This window comes from Streptosporangium roseum DSM 43021, assembly GCF_000024865.1.
GTDB lineage: Bacteria > Actinomycetota > Actinomycetes > Streptosporangiales > Streptosporangiaceae > Streptosporangium > Streptosporangium roseum.
In genome coordinates this window covers 454,345-470,301 of record NC_013595.1, presented here as the reverse complement: position 1 = coordinate 470,301, position 15,957 = coordinate 454,345, and the positions used below count along the sequence as shown (strand labels likewise).

The window sequence follows — 15,957 nt, the reverse complement described above, 5'->3', positions numbered from 1 at the left end:
CCGGTCTCTGCAACACGGTGCCCCGTCCCGTGCTTCCCGGTCATCGGGAGCCGGTCACGAGAAGGGGCCGGGGCGTACCAGTTTGGCGGCCTGGGCGGGGGCGACGGGGCCGATGCCGTACGAAGGGCAGAGCGCGGCGAGCGGGCACACGCCGCAGGCGGGCGTGCGGGCGTGGCACATGCGGCGGCCGTGCCAGATCAGGCGGTGGGACATCATCGTCCAGTCGCGTTTCGGGATGAGCCCCGCGACGATGTGTTCGATCTTGACCGGGTCGGTCTCCTCCGTCCAGTGGAACCGGTGGACGAGCCGCTGGAAGTGGGTGTCCACGGTGATGCCGGGGACCCCGAAGGCGTTGCCGAGCACCACGTTGGCGGTCTTACGGCCGACGCCCGGCAGGGTGACCAGGTCTTTGAGCTTGCCGGGGACCTCTCCGCCGTAGCGGTCGCACAGGGCCTGGGCCATGCCGACGATGCTGTTGGTCTTGGCCCGGAAGAACCCCGTGGACCGGATGATGTCCTCCACCTCGGCCCGGTCGGCCCCGGCGTAATCCTCCGCTGTCCGATATTTCGCAAAAAGCGTTGGAGTAACCATGTTGACTCTTTTGTCCGTACACTGCGCAGATAAGATCGTCGCGACCAGCAGCTCCAGGGGGTTGCGGAAGTCGAGTTCGCAGTGCGCATCTGGGTAGGTTTCCGCCAGGATGCGATCCATCCGCCGAGCGCGACGGACCAGGGCAAGCGGGGATTCACCAGCACGACCGACGTTGCGAGGCACCTGCACAGCCTACGCGTATGGCCCCCTTGAGAGCTGCTCGGTGGGATAGGTCACAATGACTGCGTGAGCCGTGAAACAGGAGGCACTGTGAACACCGACGACGTGCTGGGCAAGGCCCCTCTGTTCTCGGCGCTCGACCGCGAGGGCGCCGCCGCGCTGCGCACGAGTGTCTCGGAGGTCGAGCTGTCCAAGGGACAGACGCTGTTCAGCGAGAACGAGACCGGCGACCGCCTCTACGTGGTGCTCGAAGGCAAGATCAAACTGTCCAGGACCGCGCCCGACGGCCGGGAGAACCTGCTCAGCGTGCTCGGTCCGGGCGAGATGTTCGGCGAGCTGTCACTGTTCGACCCCCGCCCCCGTACGGCCTCCGCCACCGCGCTGACCGACGTCCGCCTGGCCGGTCTCGGCCACGACGACCTGCGCCCCTGGCTGACCGGCCGTCCCGAGGTCGCCCTGCACCTGCTGCGCGCCCTGGCCCAGCGGCTGCGCCGTACCAACGACGTGCTGGCCGACCTGGTCTTCACCGACGTCCCCGGGCGGGTCGCCAAAGCCCTGCTCGACCTGGCCGAGCGCTTCGGCCAGCGGATCGACGACGGCGTCCGGGTCCACCACGACCTCACCCAGGAGGAGCTGGCCCAGCTGGTCGGCGCCTCCCGCGAGACCGTGAACAAGGCACTGGCCGACTTCGCCCAGCGCGGCTGGCTGCGCATCGAGGCCAAGGCCGTGGTCATCATGGACCTGGAGCGGCTGCACAACCGCTCACGCTGAGGAGCGTCCCGGCGGGCCGGGCGCGGACCTAGCCGTCGAGATAGGCGAGCTGGGCGCGGACCGACATCTCCGCGGCGGGCCACAGCGACCTGTCGACGTCCGCGTAGACGATCTCGACGATCTCCGCCGGCGTCCTCGCGCCCTGCTCACGCGCGCTCCGGATCTGGTCGAGCCGCTGCCTCCGGTGGGCGATGTAGCCGTCCAGCGCGCCGATCGGGTCGGGCAGCACCGGGCCGTGGCCGGGGAGCAGCGCCTCGGCTCCGACCCGCTCGGCCGTCGCACGGAGCCGGTCCAGGGAGCGCAGATAGTCGGCGAGGTCGCCGTCCGGGGCGATGACGGTGGTGCCCCGGCCGAGCACGGTGTCGCCGGTCAGCATCGCCCGGTCCTCCGGCAGCCAGAAACAGAGCGAGTCGAACGAATGGCCGGGGGTGCCCACGACGTGGAGCTCCAGGCCGCCCACGGTGAGCACGTCGCCGTCGGCGAGGCCCTCGTCGCCGAGCCGGTGACCGGGGTCCAGGGCCCTGACGGGCGCGCGGACCAGCTCGGCGAACCCCTTCGCGCCGCCGCTGTGGTCGTGGTGCCCGTGAGTGAGCAGGATCGTCGTCACCCTGCGCCCGCGGAGACGGTCGGCGACCCGCCGCAGATGCGGCCCGTCGTCCGGCCCCGGGTCGACGACGAGCACCTCCTCTCCCCGGCCGATCACCCAGGTGTTGGTGCCGTCCAGGGTCATCGGGGACGGGTTCGGGGCGAGAAGGCTGAGCGCGTGATCCGTACCGGACCCGTCGGGCCCGTCGAGGGGGATCCGCAGGCCGCTCATCCGGCCCCCTGGCCGCTCATCCGGCCCCCTCCGCGGACGGCCCGCGCCCGGCCGCGCCCGCCACGCCCGCTCATGAGGGACCGAACCCGTAGTCGTCGTCGAGCACGATGCACATCTCCCCGTCCACCTCCGCGATCCCGGGCATCAGGGAGACGATCTCACGCTCGGCCGCGAGCACCTCGGCCACGGTCCGGTAGTCGCGCAGCTCGCCGAGCGTGCGGTAGGTCGGGGGCATCAGGAAGATCTGGCCGTTCTTGGCCTGGTCGACCGCGTCGGCGGGCCGCGCCCAGGCGACCTGGTCGGCCTCGCCGCCGACGTCACGGGTGCGCTGGCCCGGCGGGAGCGCGGCGACGAAGAACCGGGTGTCGAAGCGCCGGTGCTCGACCTCGGGAGTGATCCAGTGCGCCCAGGGGCGGAGCAGGTCGGAGCGGAGGACCAGCCCGCGCCCGTCCAGGAAGTCGGCGAACGACAGACTCCGGTCGATCAGGGCGAGACGGTCGGCCTCCCAGTCGTCGCCGGTGGTGTCGGCCACGACGGACTCCGGTGACGGCCCGGCGAGCAGCACGCCCGACTCCTCGAACGTCTCCCGCACCGCGGCGCAGACCAGGCCGCGCGCGATCCTCTCGTCCGCGCGGAAGACCGCCCCCCACTCCGCGGGCGAGGGCCCGGCCCAGGCGATCGCGTGGTCGGCGTCGCGGGGGTCCACCGAACCGCCGGGGAAGACGTAGGCGCCCGCCGCGAAGGCCATGCTCGCCTTCCGCCTCAGCAGGTAGACCTCGACGCCCTCGCGGAGGATGACCACGGTGGCGGCATCCCGGGCCGGGACGGGCACCAGCCGCCCGGCCAGGATGTCGCGTGCACGCTCACCGAACTCACCAGGGAGCGGAATCCCACCCATTCAGACCCTCCACCCGAACAACACTCGGTTTCGGGGTCCATCATGTGGCACGGCCGCCGCCCCGGACAATCGTCAGCGGACCTCGGCGATCAATTCGACCTCGACCGGCGCGTCCAGCGGAAGGACGGCGACGCCGACCGCGCTGCGGGCGTGCTTGCCCGCCTCGCCCAGGACCTCGACGAGCAGCTCGCTGGCGCCGTTGACGACCTGCGGCTGACCGCTGAAGGCGGGGTCGCTGGCCACGAAGCCGACGACCTTGACGATCCGCACGATGTTGGACAGCCCTCCGGCCGCCGACGCGGCCGCCGCGAGGGCGTTGAGCGCGCAGATCCTCGCGAGCTCACGGGCCTCCTCGGGGCTCACCTCGGCACCGACCTTGCCGGTCGCCGCGAGCTTGCCGTCCACCACCGGGAGCTGGCCCGACGTGTAGACGTAGTCGCCCGAGCGGACCGACGGGACGTAGGCCGCCAGCGGCGCGACAACCTCGGGCAGCGTCAGGCCGAGCTCGGCCAGCCTCTCCTCGGCGCTCACTGCTTCGGCCGCTTCAGGTAGGCCACCAGCTGCTCGGGGTTCGGCCCCGGCACGACCTGGACGAGCTCCCAGCCGTCCTGGCCCCAGTTATCGAGAATCTGCTTGGTCGCGTGGACCAGCAGAGGCACCGTCGAGTACTCCCATTTCGTCATGTGGGACACATTAGCGAGGCGGCTCGGCCCGGCGGTTCCATACGGCCTCCCGACGGGGGGTGATCCCGGGTTTTCCACGCGCCGCCCACCCGGAGCCGCCCGCGGCCGGCGAACGGACGAGCGTGCCCGCCCGGACCGGGGGCCCGCCCCGGCGACGTCCCCGAGTGGGCAGGATCACTGTGACAATCCACACCTGTAGCCCCGTCAGTGCACAGCCCCGACGAATCGTCAGGTGGCTGTTGGGTAGCCTTCGAAACGTGAGAGCTCGCGACACCGATTGGGACGGCGTACGCCTCCACGTCGTCACCGGCAAGGGCGGCACCGGGAAGACCACGGTGGCCGCCGCCCTCGCCCTCGCCCTCGCCGCGGACGGCCGCAAGGTCCTGCTGGTGGAGGTCGAAGGCCGGCAGGGAATCGCGCAGGTCTTCGACCTGCCGCCACTGCCGTACGAGGAGCGGAAGATCGCCGTCGCCCCCGGCGGCGGTGACGTCTACGCGCTGGCCATCGATCCCGAAGAGGCCATGCTCGACTACCTCGAGATGTTCTACGGCATGCGCAGGGCGGGCAAGGCCCTGACCAAGATGGGCGTCGTCGACTTCGCCACCACCATCGCCCCCGGCTTCCGCGACGTCCTGGTCACCGGGAAGACGAGCGAGGCCGTCCGCCGCAAGGGCAAGGACGGCAGGCGGATCTACGACGCGGTCGTGCTCGACGCGCCGCCGACCGGCCGGATCACCCGTTTCCTCGGCGTCACCAACGAGGTGGCCGGGCTGGCCCGGGTGGGCCCGATCAAGAACCACGCCGACCTGGTGAACGGCGTCGTGGCCTCCCCCGAGACCGCGGTGCACTTCGTCACGCTCCTGGAGGAGATGCCCGTCCAGGAGACCCTGGACGGGCTCGACGAGCTCCGCACGGCCGGGCTCCCGCCCGGGGGGATCTTCACGAACATGGTCAGGGAGTCGCTGCTGCCCGCGTCCGTCCTGGACGACGTCGGCAAGGACCGGTTCGACCCGGCCGAGCTGGCCCTCGGGCTCAAGGCGTCCGGGCTCGCGGACGGCAGCTCCGACGCCGCCGCCGTGGCCGAGGCCCTCGCCGAGGAGATCGCCGAACACGCCCACCGCACGGAGCTGGAGCGCCGCGAGAGGCTGTCGCTGTCCAGGGCCGGGCGTCCCCGCTACGAGCTGCCGCTGCTGGCCGACGGGGTGGACCTGGCCGGGCTGTACGAGCTGGCCGAATCGATCCACACCCAGGGAGCAGCATGACCGAGCGCAGCGAGCGGTCCGGCAGGCAGCGGACCGTCCCGGTTCTCGACCTCGACGCGATCATCGACGACCCGGGCACCCGGATCATCGTCTGCTGCGGCTCCGGCGGCGTCGGCAAGACCACCACCGCCGCCGCGCTGGGGTTGCGCGCGGCCGAGCGCGGCCGTTCGGCAGTGGTGCTCACCGTGGACCCCGCCCGGCGGCTGGCGCAGTCCATGGGCCTGACCGAGCTGGACAACACCCCCAGGCCCGTCGCGGGCGTGGAGGGCGAGGGCCGGCTGCACGCCATGATGCTCGACATGAAGCGGACCTTCGATGAGATCATCGAGGCGCACGCGGACCCCGAGCGGGCCCGCCAGATCCTGACGAACCCCTTCTACCAGTCCCTGTCGTCCAGCTTCTCCGGCACGCAGGAATACATGGCCATGGAGAAGCTCGGCCAGCTCCGCCGGTCGGGCGACTGGGACCTGATCATCGTGGACACCCCGCCCTCCCGCTCCGCGCTGGACTTCCTCGACGCTCCGGAGCGCCTGGGCCGCTTCCTCGACGGCCGGTTGATCCGGCTGCTGATGGCCCCCGCCAAGGCGGGCGGGCGCAGCGCCTTCAAGCTGCTCAACGCGGGCTTCGGCATCGTCGCCGGAGCCATGACCAAGCTGCTGGGCGCGCAGGTGCTCAAGGACCTGCAGACGTTCGTCTCCGCGCTCGACGCCGTCTTCGGCGGGTTCAGGGTGCGCGCCGAGCAGACCTACCGGCTCCTGCAGGCCCCCGGGACCGCGTTCGTCGTCGTGGCCGCGCCCGAACGCGACGCGATGCGCGAGGCGTCGTACTTCGTGGAGAGGCTGGCCGAGGAGCGCATGCCCCTGGCCGGGCTCGTGGTCAACCGGGTGCACCTGGCGCCTGCCGCCATGCTGTCGGCGGCGCGGAGCACCGCCGCCGCGGAGGATCTGGAATCACGCGGCGAGCACGAGCTGACCGCCGCCGTGCTGCGGCTGCACGCCGGCCGGATGCAGCTGGCCGCCCGCGAGCACCGCGAGCAGGAGCACTTCCTGTCGGCCCATCCCACGGTGCCCGTGGCCCAGGTCCCCGCCATGCCGGAGGACGTGCACGACCTGGAGGGGCTGCGCCGGGTGGGCGAGCTGCTGGCCGCCCAGCGGGACCTCGGCTAGAGCCGCCCCGCGCCCCGGGGCGCCCCGCACGCCCTGAGGCACCCCCGCACGCCCTGGGAGCCACGCCGCACGCCGTAAGGGCATCCCCAGCATGCCGTGAGCACGCCGTGAGGCCCCGCACACCGTGAGGCGGGCATGCGAATGTACGGCTGGCGCGTCGCGCCAGCCGTACAGGATCGGCGCGAACTCAGCCGGCGATCAGCTCGTTCGTTCGCTCGTACTCTTCTTTGGCCAGCTCCAGCAGGTCCCGCCAGGAGTCGACATCCGGTCGCCGACGCAGCAGCGCCCGGCGTTCGCGCTCGGTCATCCCGCCCCACACCCCGAACTCGATGCGGTTGTCCAGCGCGTCGGCGAGGCACTCGGTCCGGACCGGGCATCCTCGGCAGATCAGCTTTGCTCGGTTCTGGGCAGCGCCCTGAACGAACAGCGCGTCAGGATCCGCACCCTTACAGGCCGCACGGGAGGTCCAATCCGTGATCCACATTCGACCCCACTCCCCTTAGGTGGTCAGTCGTGACTTGGGGCCGACGGGCGCGGGCGTCGAGCCTCCGTATTCAATTGCCGCAGAAGGAGAACGTACGCAACCAGACGTTCGGGCCGACAGACCCCGGCGGGACCAATTTCTCGCATGGTCATCAGCGGCCATCTGGCCGGGAATGACTAGTCACCTGCCCCAGTACGTACTCGACGCGAACTGAAATAGTGTTCCGTTACCGTTTGGGCCATCCGTCCGACGTACCCTTGAACACGTGCAGGCTCAAGGCAAAGATCAGAAATCGGCGTTCGGCAACGTACTGCGGCTGGTCGCCGCTTCCGCTGCCACAGGCGTATTGGTCGCTGCCATCGCGCTTCCGGCGGTGGGCGGCGCGGGGATGACCGTGAAGTCCGCCACGGAGGAGCTGCACCTGCTCCCCGAGGAGCTCAGCGAGCCCCCCCTCGCGGAGAAGACCACCTTGCTCGACGCGGACGGCAAGCAGTTCGCCCAGTTCTACTACGAGAACCGCGAGTCGGTGGCGCTCGACGAGGTCGCCGACATCATGAAGACCGCGATCGTCTCGATCGAGGACTTCCGGTTCTACGAGCACGGGGCCATCGACCTGGAGGGCACCTTCCGCGCGGCGGTGAAGAACACCACGGGCGGCGGAGACATCCAGGGCGGCTCCTCCATCACGCAGCAGTACGTCAAGCAGGTGCTGGTCAACAGCGCCGAGACGAAGGAAGAGCAGAAGGCGGCCATCGCCCCGACGTTCTCCCGCAAGCTCAACGAGCTGCGCTACGCGATGGCCATCGAGGAGAAATACACCAAGCCGGAGATCCTTGAGCGCTATCTCAACATCTCCTACTTCGGCGCGGGCGCCCACGGCATCCAGGCCGCCTCCAAGCGGTTCTTCGGCAAGCCCGCCTCCAAGCTGAACCTGTGGGAGGCGGCCACCCTCGCCGGGGCCGTGCAGAACCCCAGCGGGACCGACCCGAACGCGGGCAAGGCGAGCCGCCAGCGGCTGCTGGACCGGCGCAACACCGTCCTGGACCGGATGAAGGAGCTCGGCAAGATCACCGAGCAGGAGGCCACGGAGGCCAAGGCCAAGAAGCTCGGGTTCAAGGACACCCCGGTCCCCGGTGGTTGCGACGAGAGCGCCTACCCCTACTTCTGCCTCTACGCCCAGTACGAGATGCTCAACAACGAGCAGTTCGGCAAGACCGCCTCGCTGCGCAAGAAGCAGCTCCAGCGCGGCGGCCTGACGATCAAGACGACGCTCGACCTGCAGGCGCAGAAGGCCTCCGAGAAGGCCATCAAGGAGTACGTGAAGACCAGCGACCACCCGGTCGCCGCGCAGGCGATGGTCGTCCCCGGCACGGGTGCCATCAAGGCGATGGCCGCCAGCCGGAAGTTCGGGCAGAACAAGAAGAAGAACGAGATGAGCTACAACCTCGCGGCCGACGTCATGCACGGCGGCGGCGCGGGCTTCCAGGCCGGCTCCACGTTCAAGCCCTTCACCCTGCTCACCGCCCTCGACAAGGGCATGAAGCTCAACGACGGCAACACCACCGGCGCCGGTTACCGGGCGCCCAGCACCAGCTCGTTCCGCGACTGCGAGGGCAACCGGGTCGGCGACCCCGGCCACGAGGTCCGCAACTCCAGCGAGGGCGGCGGCGGCTTCAAGTCCCTGACCACCGGCACCCTGGGCTCGGTGAACACCTTCTTCCTGAAGCTGGAGGAGCAGGTCGGCCTCTGCGATGTGGTCAAGATGGCCAAGAAGCTGGGCATCAAGCGGGCCGACGGGGCCAAGCTGAAGGAGTTCGAGACCTTCACCCTCGGCATCAATGAGATGGACCCGGTGACGGTGTCGGCCGCCTACGCGACGATCGCCGCCCGCGGCACCTACTGCAAGCCGATGGCCATCACCGAGATCCGCGACCGCAACGGCAAGGCCACGCCGTACAAGCCGAAGTGCAGCCAGGTCCTGGACGAGGAGGTCGCCGACGCGGCCACCCACATCATGTCCGGGGTGTTCACCAAGGGCACGATGACCGAGGTCGGCGGCATCGGCCGGCCGGCGGCGGGCAAGACCGGCACCACCGACGGCTACACCGCGGCCTGGTTCGCCGGCTTCACCCCCGACCTGGCCTCCGCGGTCAGCCTCGGCGACCCGCGCGGCGCCTTCAAGCACGACCTGGTCAACGTGACCATCGGCGGGCGTGGCTACAGCTACGTGTACGGCGCGTCGATCTCCGGCCGGATCTGGAAGTACTCCATGCTCGGCGCGCTGAAGGGCATCGACCCGAGCTCCTTCACCCCGGTGAACATGAGTCGCTTCGGCGGCTGCTCCGGCCTCTGCGCCCCGCCGCCCACCAGGAAGCCCGGCACCACCGACGGCAACGGGCCGGGGACCGACGACGGCAACATCGTGATCACCGGAGACGGCAACGGCGGCTTCATGAACGAGGGCGACATCGGCGACAACAGCATCCCCGTCGTCCCGTAGCTCCCCCGCGGAGACACCGGAGCCCTCCCTGACGCATCAGGGAGGGCTCTCGCCGTACCGGGGCCCTTGACCCTCAGACGGGCCCGCAGCCGCTCTCCGACCGGCAGAGGGGCGCGCAGCCCCCTCCGGGCCGCGGCCGCGGAGGCGCGCCGTTCCTCTTCCGGCCCCCGGTCACAGCGGCGCCCGTCCGGGACCGCCGCCGGACAGACGCGCACGTCCCGGACCGCCGCCGGACAGACGCGCACGTCCCGGACCGCCGCCGGACAGACGCGCACGTCCCGGACCGCCGTCACACAGACGCGCACGTCCCGGGCCACCGTCGCACAGACGCGTGCCCCAGCCGGGCCACCGTCACCTGAACGCGCGGCCCGCCCGGAGCGCCGCCGTCCGGACGCGCGGCCCGCTCAGGCCGACAGCCGGGCGCGTACGGCCTGCGCCACCCGGCCGCCCTCCGCCCGCCCGGCGACCTTGGGGTTCAGGACCTTCATGACCTGCCCCATCGCCTGGGGCCCGGCGGCACCGGTCTCGGCGACGGCCTCGTCCACGAGCTTGCCGAGCTCCTCGTCGGAGAGCTGGGCCGGGAGGTACTCCTCCAGCACGGCCTGCTCGTCCACCTCGGCCTGCGCCTGCTCCGTGCGACCGGCGCCACTGAACGCCTCGGCCGCCTCGCGGCGCTTCTTGGCCTCCTTGGTCAGCACCTTGATGATCTCGTCGTCGGAGAGCTCGCGCGCCGTCTTGCCCGCGACCTCCTCGACGTTCACGGCCGCGAGAGCCATGCGGATCGTCCGGGTGCGGACCTCGTCCCTGCTCTTCATGGAGGCCGTGAGGTCGGTCTTCAGCTTGTCCTTCAATGTGCTCATGCGGTCCATCTTGCCGTCTCACCAGCTCCGCCGTATCCCAAGTCTCCTTCGGGGAGCCCGATGTCGGGCATGATGAGTAGGTGAGGAAAGCAGCCGCGGTGCCCCTGTCCCTGCTCGGTGTCGGCATGGCCGGCCTCGCCTACGCCTCGGTCGTCGAGCGCAACGCGTTCCGACTGCGGCGTTTCGACGTGCCCGTGCTGGAGCCCGGCCAGCGTCCGGTGCGCATCCTGCACCTGTCCGACCTCCATCTCACGCCGGGCAGGCGGATGCTCATCGACTGGGTGCGCTCGCTGGGCGACCTCAAGCCCGATCTGGTGGTCAACACCGGCGACACCATCGCCCACCCCGACGCGGTCGGCCCCCTCCTGCACGCCCTGGAGCCGCTGCTGTCCCGTCCGGGCCTGTTCGTCTACGGCTCCAACGACCTCTACGCCCCGCGCCCCAAGAACCCCGTGCGCTACCTCTGGCGCACCTCCAAGGGCGACCACGGCCAGACGATCCCCTCGCTCCCCTGGCAGGAGCTCGGCGCCGGCATGGCCGTCGAGGGCTGGCTGGACATGAACAACACCACCGCCCGGATCAAGGTCGGCGACCTCGACGTGGCCGTGGGCGGCATCCACGACTCCCACATCAACCTCGACCGCTACGACATGATCGCCGGTCCGGCCCCCGAGGAGGCCGACCTCCGCCTGGGCGTCATGCACTCCCCCGAGCCCCGCAACATGACCCGCTTCGCCTCCGACGGCTACCAGCTGCTGCTCGCCGGCCACACCCACGGCGGCCAGCTCTGCATCCCGTTCTACGGCGCGCTGGTCACCAACTGCGGCATCGACCGGGCCCGCGTCAAGGGCCTGAGCCGCCACGACTCCGCCTACCTCCACGTCTCCGCCGGCCTCGGCACCAGCCCCTACGCCCCCGCCCGTTTCGCCTGCTTCCCCGAGGCGAGCCTCCTCACGCTGGTGCCCCGCCGCCGAAGTGACGCAAGCACCCGCGAAGTCCGCTAGACTTTCCCAAGCACGAGCAAGACCGACGTGCACCGGGGTGTGGCGCAGCTTGGTAGCGCGCTTCGTTCGGGACGAAGAGGTCGCAGGTTCAAATCCTGTCACCCCGACTCCAATTCCCGAGGCCAGAGGCCACTTACGATCTCCGTAAGTGGCCTTTAGTCATTCTTGGACATCTGACTGCGTGACCAAGCCTCCGGACCACCTCTCGAATGCGGTCCACGGCCACCGCCCCGCCCTGGAGAAATCCTGGAGGGAGCGGCCGACTCAGATGATCCACGAAACAGAACCCTGAAGGCCGACTCGGCACCGTTGGTCGTGCACCGCCTGGACCTGCTCGAACAGCCCGTACCGCTGATGGCTGTCCCGTTGTTCCTCGACCCCGCTTCGACCGCGCTCACGCGTCCTCGGCGTCGATGACCGACAGGAGCCGAGTGAGCCCGTCGTCGATCCGGTCGAGCGGGATGGCGCCGTAGCCGACGACCAGGCCGGGACGGGACGGGCGTACGGCGAAGTCGGACAGGGTCATCAGGCCGACCCCGGCGTCGCGGGCCCGGCGGGCGACGTCGTGCCGGCCGGCAGGCAGGAAGCCGCTCGCGCCTACCTGAGGTGCCACCGGAATACGGCCGGCATCAGCAGCAACATCGTTGGATTCACCGCCGTTACGACCGGGACCCCAGGAGGCGAAGAGGGTCGCGCGCGTTCCACCTCCCGCGGCGGCGGCCACCTCCGCCATCGACAGCCCCTCGACACCGTGAGCGGCGACGATCTCGGCGGCGGCGGTGAGGATCTTCACCCGGTTGCGCGCCGCGTCGGCCCGCTCGCGGCGCGGGCTCGTCATGCCGTCCACGGTCACAGGCTACGGGCAGGCGTTGCAAACGGAATTGATTCCGGTTTATATTTAAACGGAACTCATTCCGCATAAGGGAGACATCATGACACGCAGGGTCGCGCTCGTCACCGGGGGGAGCCGTGGGATCGGCGCCGCCATCGCCGTACGGCTGGCCGCCGAAGGCGCCGACGTGGTGATCACCTACGCCCGCTCGGCCGATCGGGCGGCGGAGGTCGTCGGGCAGATCGAGGCCGCCGGCGCCCGCGGGCTGGCCATGGCCGCGGATTCCGCCGACGCCGGTGCGCTGGTCGCGGCGGTCGAGCGTACGGTCGCCGAGTTCGGGCGGATCGACATCGTGGTCAGCAGCGCCGGCATCGCCCCGTTCGGGCCGCTGGAGGAGGTGACGCTGGCCGAGGTCGACAACACCCTCGCGATCCATGCCCGCGCCTCGTTCGTGCTGGCGCAGGCAGCCGCCCGGCACATGGGTCCGGGCGGCCGGATCATCTGCATCGGCAGCAGTTTCGTCGAGCGCGTGCCGTACCCGGGGTGGACGCTCTACGCGATGAGCAAGTCCGCGCTGATCGGCCTGACCAAGGGTCTTGCCAGGGACCTGGGGCCGCGGGGGATCACGGCCAACCTCGTCCATCCCGGTTCGACCGACACCGAGATGAACCCGGCCGACAGCCCGGAAGCGGCGGAGGAGCGACGGTACACCGCCCTGGATCGTTACTGCAGCCCCGATGACATCGCCGCCACCGTCGCCCATCTGGCGGGTGAGGGCGGCCGGAACATCACCGGCGCCGCCATCACCGTCGACGCGGGCACCACGGCCTGACCGCCATGGCCTGGGCTCTGCTCTTCGTGGCGGCCGTGCTGGAGATCGTCTGGGCCACCGCGCTCGAACGCTCAGACGGGTTCACCCGGCCCTGGCCGACGTTCATCGGGGTGACGACGGCGGTCTTGAGCTTCGTCATGCTCACCTTCGCGCTCAAGACCCTGCCCATGGGCACCGCGTACGCCGTCTGGGTCGGACTGGGCGCGCTCGGAGTCGCCGTCGTGGGCATCGCCGCCCTGGGCGAAAGCGCGGCACCTGCCCGGCTGGCCTGCCTGGCGCTCATCTTGATCGGCGTCATCGGTCTCAAGCTCCTGGACGGGTGAAAGGTCGGGGCCGTCCGATCTCGGGGATTCTCAGGGGGCTGCCCCCTACAAGATTTCCGACGGTAGGTCTTCCCGCAGTCGAGGCAACGCAGCCTCGTTCTCGCCGGCAGGACCCTCGCCACCGCGAAAACCCGTTTGTCGCCGGTGCGACGCCCCTGGAAGGATCTCGCCCCATGAGCCGCCCCGTCATCGCCGAGATCCCGACCGGCCCCGTGACCGTCCCCGACGTCGTCGCGGCGCTCGCCGGCGGCGACACCGTCACCCCGGTGTGGCGCAACGAGCTCGGCGGCCTCACCTTCCGCCTGGAGGACGGGCGCGGCGGCACCAGGTATGCCAAATGGATCGCCGCCGGCACCCCGGAGATCGACCTCCCCGCCGAGGCCGAGCGCCTGGCCTGGGCGCAGCGATGGGCGACCGTCCCGCGAGTCATCGAGCACGGGACGGACGCCGACGGCGCGTGGCTGGTCACAGAAGCCGTCCCCGGCCGCTCGGCGGTGGACCCTCGGTGGATCGCCGACCCGGCGACCGCGGCGGCCGCGATCGGCCGAGGATTGCGCCTGCTCCACGACGTTCTGCCCGTGGAGCAGTGCCCGTTCGACTGGAGCATCGATCGACGGCTCGCGCGCGCCGACGAGCGCATCGCCGACGGAGAGGAGCCGGCCGGCTGGTCCCCCGAGCACCGGCACCTCGATCTGGCCAAGGCCCGGGCGCGCATCGGCGAGCCGCCCGCGATCGACCGCCTGGTCGTCTGTCACGGGGACGCGTGCGTCCCCAACACCCTGCTGCACGACGACGGCACGTTCGCCGCACACGTCGACCTTGGTTCGCTCGGAGTGGCCGACCGGTGGGCCGACCTCGCGGTCACGGCCTGGAGCACAGAGTGGAACTACGGCCCGGGATACGACGGCATCCTGTACGACGCCTACGGGATCACCCCGGACCCGGAGCGCATCGCCTATTACCGCCTGCTCTGGGACATGGCCTGACCGGTTGCGCCGCCCGTGACCGACTCGGCGACGAAGCTGTCGGTCCCCTCCGTCAACGCCCAAGCCGCAGTCGTCGCAGGAAGGACTCGCCGTCGAAGCCGTAGACGCCGATTGTCGCCATCCTGAGAGCACCGGAAATCACCCACCTGCCTACTTCTCGTGCCGCCTCCGGCAGCTTTGCCGGAGGCGGCGAGGTCGCATCACGCGACGGCGGTCCCCTCAAGCTCGACCATCAGGTCGGGGATCGCCAGCCGTGTCACGCCGAGCATCGTGGTGGACGGTGCCACCCCGGCGGCGCCCAACCGCGACGCCAGCACTCCGTAGTGCTCGAAGAGCCGATCGGCGTCGGTGGTGTAGACGTTGAGCCGGACGAGGTTCGCGAGGGACATGCCGGCCTCGCCGAGCACGGCCTCCAGGTTGTCGAGGCTCAGCGCCAACTGCGCCGCCATGTCATCGGCGTGCTGGGGCTTGCCGTCGCCGCTCATCGCGGTCTGCCCGGCGCAGTACAGGGTCCGGGTGTGCCCGGAGATGATCTCACCCTGGTTGTACCCCATCTCCACCGACCACGCCCACGGGTTGACCGCGGTTCGCTCCATTGCCACATCGGCTCCATTCGATTCGTCGACATCACGTACGTCCATCGGCTCGGTAGCCGCCGACTTTTCGTCGTGTTGATCAGCCTCCCGGCAAATCACGACATCCTGTGTCGTGTATTCCTTTAGAGTTTTCGTATGCGCGCCGACCGGTTGGTCTCGCTGGTGCTGCTGCTGCGGCGGCACGGTCGGCTGTCCGCGGCCGCGCTGGCCCGCGAGCTGGAGGTGTCCACCCGCACCGTGCTGCGCGATATCGAGGCGCTGTCCGCGGCCGGCGTCCCGGTCTACGCCGAACGCGGCCGGCACGGCGGTTTCGCGTTGCTGCCCGGTTTCCGGACCGAGCTCACCGGACTGAACCCCGACGAGGCCCTTGCCCTGCTGGTCGCCGGATCGCGGCGCGGCGCGCAGGCATTCGGCCTCGGCTCGGCGCTCGCTTCGGCGATGCTCAAGGTGGTCGACGCGCTACCCGAAAGCTATCGGGACACCGCGGCCGGCGCGGCCGAGCGATTGCTCATCGACCCGGAGGCCGATCTCCTCTCGCGTCGGCTGGTCGATGAGGAGGTTCCTGACGCCATGGTGGCCGAGGTCCTGCGCGCGGTGTTCGCCGGGCACAAGCTGCGCATCCACTACGCGGCTGCGGACCAGGCCCCGCAGTGGCGAACGGTGGACCCGATCGGCCTGGTCACCGTACGCGACCGGGGCTACTTGCTGGCCACGAGGTCCGGCGCGGACCGCACCTACCGGCTGTCCCGGGTCCTGGCCGCCGAGGAACTCGCCGAACCCGCACAGCGACCGGACCGGGTCGATCTGGGCCGGGCCTGGCAGGAACGCAGCACGCGGTTTCGGAGCGGCGGCGACCAGGTCACCGTGCTGGTACGGATGGACCCGGCGCGGCGGGAGGAACTGGTGGGCACCGCGCTGGCCGTCCTCGCCGAAGAAGCCGACTCAGACGGCCGGCTGCGGCTGGAGGTGACCTTCCAAGATCCGAGACACGCCGAATGGGCGTTGTGGCAGCTCACCACGGACGCGGAAGCCCTGGCCCCGCAGTGGCTGCGCAACTCCCTGCGCGACCGCGCCGCCGCGATCGCCACCCGCTACGGAGTGTCATCCTGAGAGCTGTCGCCTTCCGCGGGCAGGCCGCGTTCCTGCCGGGGCAACAGCAGGGTCAGCAGCCG

General features: G+C 70.5%; 18 protein-coding genes and 1 tRNA gene. 10 read left to right on the top strand and 9 right to left on the bottom strand.

Going from position 1 to position 15,957, the window contains the following annotated elements; genetic code table 11:
• Positions 1 to 54: 54 nt before the first annotated feature.
• A complete protein-coding gene (gene nth / locus SROS_RS02205) occupies positions 55 to 780 on the bottom strand; it encodes an endonuclease III (RefSeq protein ID WP_012887241.1) in 726 nt (241 codons plus the stop codon).
• An 81-nt stretch (positions 781 to 861) separates the two neighbouring features.
• On the opposite strand from nth, the gene SROS_RS02200 reads away from it, so the two are divergent.
• A complete protein-coding gene (locus tag SROS_RS02200) occupies positions 862 to 1,542 on the top strand; it encodes a Crp/Fnr family transcriptional regulator (protein ID WP_012887240.1) in 681 nt (226 codons plus the stop codon).
• A gap of 28 nt (positions 1,543 to 1,570) precedes the next feature.
• Here SROS_RS02200 and SROS_RS02195 read toward each other — a convergent pair whose 3' ends face one another.
• From SROS_RS02195 to sp36, 4 genes are all read right to left on the bottom strand, one after another.
• Entirely contained in the window at positions 1,571 to 2,359 is a 789-nt protein-coding gene (locus SROS_RS02195; protein WP_012887239.1) for an MBL fold metallo-hydrolase, read from the bottom strand.
• Between the two features lie 70 nt (positions 2,360 to 2,429).
• Positions 2,430 to 3,257 carry an NUDIX hydrolase gene (locus tag SROS_RS02190; protein WP_012887238.1) on the bottom strand — a complete coding sequence of 276 codons (828 nt, stop codon included), beginning with the start codon at positions 3,255 to 3,257 and terminating at the stop codon, positions 2,430 to 2,432.
• A 72-nt stretch (positions 3,258 to 3,329) separates the two neighbouring features.
• On the bottom strand, positions 3,330 to 3,788 hold the full coding sequence (locus tag SROS_RS02185) for a RidA family protein (RefSeq protein ID WP_012887237.1): 459 nt from the start codon (positions 3,786 to 3,788) through the stop codon (positions 3,330 to 3,332).
• On the bottom strand, positions 3,785 to 3,940 hold the full coding sequence (gene sp36, locus SROS_RS48530) for a Sp36 family protein (RefSeq protein WP_012887236.1): 156 nt from the start codon (positions 3,938 to 3,940) through the stop codon (positions 3,785 to 3,787). The genes SROS_RS02185 and sp36 overlap by 4 nt, the downstream gene beginning before the upstream one ends.
• A gap of 257 nt (positions 3,941 to 4,197) precedes the next feature.
• Here sp36 and bagA point away from each other — a divergent pair, with 257 nt between their 5' ends.
• Both bagA and bagB read left to right on the top strand, forming a co-directional pair.
• On the top strand, positions 4,198 to 5,202 hold the full coding sequence (gene bagA / locus SROS_RS02180) for an ATPase BagA (RefSeq protein ID WP_043651161.1): 1,005 nt from the start codon (positions 4,198 to 4,200) through the stop codon (positions 5,200 to 5,202).
• Entirely contained in the window at positions 5,199 to 6,368 is a 1,170-nt protein-coding gene (bagB, locus tag SROS_RS02175) for an ATPase BagB (protein WP_012887234.1), read from the top strand. The genes bagA and bagB overlap by 4 nt, the downstream gene beginning before the upstream one ends.
• A 187-nt stretch (positions 6,369 to 6,555) precedes the next feature.
• Here the strand turns inward: bagB and SROS_RS02170 are convergent, their stop codons facing one another.
• Positions 6,556 to 6,852 carry a WhiB family transcriptional regulator gene (locus SROS_RS02170; protein ID WP_012887233.1) on the bottom strand — a complete coding sequence of 99 codons (297 nt, stop codon included), beginning with the start codon at positions 6,850 to 6,852 and terminating at the stop codon, positions 6,556 to 6,558.
• A 388-nt stretch (positions 6,853 to 7,240) separates the two neighbouring features.
• On the opposite strand from SROS_RS02170, the gene SROS_RS02165 reads away from it, so the two are divergent.
• Positions 7,241 to 9,352: a transglycosylase domain-containing protein gene (locus SROS_RS02165; RefSeq protein ID WP_245564705.1), complete on the top strand. Its 2,112-nt coding sequence runs from the start codon at positions 7,241 to 7,243 to the stop codon at positions 9,350 to 9,352.
• A 404-nt stretch (positions 9,353 to 9,756) separates the two neighbouring features.
• Here the strand turns inward: SROS_RS02165 and SROS_RS02160 are convergent, their stop codons facing one another.
• A complete protein-coding gene (locus tag SROS_RS02160; protein ID WP_031169442.1) occupies positions 9,757 to 10,212 on the bottom strand; it encodes a GatB/YqeY domain-containing protein in 456 nt (151 codons plus the stop codon).
• Positions 10,213 to 10,292: 80 nt separating this feature from the next.
• On the opposite strand from SROS_RS02160, the gene SROS_RS02155 reads away from it, so the two are divergent.
• Positions 10,293 to 11,216 carry a metallophosphoesterase gene (locus SROS_RS02155; RefSeq protein ID WP_012887230.1) on the top strand — a complete coding sequence of 308 codons (924 nt, stop codon included), beginning with the start codon at positions 10,293 to 10,295 and terminating at the stop codon, positions 11,214 to 11,216.
• 33 nt (positions 11,217 to 11,249) lie between these two features.
• Positions 11,250 to 11,323 (top strand) — tRNA-Pro (locus tag SROS_RS02150).
• A 287-nt stretch (positions 11,324 to 11,610) separates the two neighbouring features.
• Here SROS_RS02150 and SROS_RS51605 read toward each other — a convergent pair.
• The gene (locus SROS_RS51605) at positions 11,611 to 12,063 is read right to left on the bottom strand and encodes a hypothetical protein (protein ID WP_174435244.1); all 453 of its coding nucleotides are present in this window, start codon (positions 12,061 to 12,063) and stop codon (positions 11,611 to 11,613) included.
• 85 nt (positions 12,064 to 12,148) lie between these two features.
• Here SROS_RS51605 and SROS_RS02140 point away from each other — a divergent pair, with 85 nt between their 5' ends.
• From SROS_RS02140 to SROS_RS02130, 3 genes are all read left to right on the top strand, one after another.
• Entirely contained in the window at positions 12,149 to 12,880 is a 732-nt protein-coding gene (locus SROS_RS02140) for an SDR family NAD(P)-dependent oxidoreductase (protein WP_012887229.1), read from the top strand.
• Positions 12,881 to 12,885: 5 nt separating this feature from the next.
• Positions 12,886 to 13,203: a DMT family transporter gene (locus SROS_RS02135; protein WP_012887228.1), complete on the top strand. Its 318-nt coding sequence runs from the start codon at positions 12,886 to 12,888 to the stop codon at positions 13,201 to 13,203.
• A 173-nt stretch (positions 13,204 to 13,376) separates the two neighbouring features.
• Positions 13,377 to 14,189: an aminoglycoside 3'-phosphotransferase gene (locus tag SROS_RS02130; protein ID WP_012887227.1), complete on the top strand. Its 813-nt coding sequence runs from the start codon at positions 13,377 to 13,379 to the stop codon at positions 14,187 to 14,189.
• 200 nt (positions 14,190 to 14,389) lie between these two features.
• Here SROS_RS02130 and SROS_RS02125 read toward each other — a convergent pair whose 3' ends face one another.
• Positions 14,390 to 14,785: a RidA family protein gene (locus SROS_RS02125; RefSeq protein ID WP_012887226.1), complete on the bottom strand. Its 396-nt coding sequence runs from the start codon at positions 14,783 to 14,785 to the stop codon at positions 14,390 to 14,392.
• 135 nt (positions 14,786 to 14,920) lie between these two features.
• On the opposite strand from SROS_RS02125, the gene SROS_RS02120 reads away from it, so the two are divergent.
• Positions 14,921 to 15,895 (top strand): helix-turn-helix transcriptional regulator, encoded by a 975-nt coding sequence (locus SROS_RS02120; protein ID WP_012887225.1) that lies wholly within the window; start codon positions 14,921 to 14,923, stop codon positions 15,893 to 15,895.
• Positions 15,896 to 15,957 lie beyond the last annotated feature (62 nt).

Bases quoted from the DNA above. Each gene is read 5' to 3' on its own strand.
- SROS_RS02195 (WP_012887239.1), bottom strand. From the start codon at position 2,359: ATGAGCGGCCTGCGGATCCCCCTCGACGGGCCCGACGGGTCCGGTACG.
- SROS_RS02190 (WP_012887238.1), bottom strand. From the start codon at position 3,257: ATGGGTGGGATTCCGCTCCCTGGTGAGTTCGGTGAGCGTGCACGCGAC.
- sp36 (WP_012887236.1), bottom strand. From the start codon at position 3,940: ATGACGAAATGGGAGTACTCGACGGTGCCTCTGCTGGTCCACGCGACC.
- bagB (WP_012887234.1), top strand. From the start codon at position 5,199: ATGACCGAGCGCAGCGAGCGGTCCGGCAGGCAGCGGACCGTCCCGGTT.
- SROS_RS02170 (WP_012887233.1), bottom strand. From the start codon at position 6,852: ATGTGGATCACGGATTGGACCTCCCGTGCGGCCTGTAAGGGTGCGGAT.
- SROS_RS02165 (WP_245564705.1), top strand. From the start codon at position 7,241: ATGACCGTGAAGTCCGCCACGGAGGAGCTGCACCTGCTCCCCGAGGAG.
- SROS_RS02160 (WP_031169442.1), bottom strand. From the start codon at position 10,212: ATGAGCACATTGAAGGACAAGCTGAAGACCGACCTCACGGCCTCCATG.
- SROS_RS02140 (WP_012887229.1), top strand. From the start codon at position 12,149: ATGACACGCAGGGTCGCGCTCGTCACCGGGGGGAGCCGTGGGATCGGC.
- SROS_RS02135 (WP_012887228.1), top strand. From the start codon at position 12,886: ATGGCCTGGGCTCTGCTCTTCGTGGCGGCCGTGCTGGAGATCGTCTGG.
- SROS_RS02130 (WP_012887227.1), top strand. From the start codon at position 13,377: ATGAGCCGCCCCGTCATCGCCGAGATCCCGACCGGCCCCGTGACCGTC.
- SROS_RS02125 (WP_012887226.1), bottom strand. From the start codon at position 14,785: ATGGAGCGAACCGCGGTCAACCCGTGGGCGTGGTCGGTGGAGATGGGG.
- SROS_RS02120 (WP_012887225.1), top strand. From the start codon at position 14,921: ATGCGCGCCGACCGGTTGGTCTCGCTGGTGCTGCTGCTGCGGCGGCAC.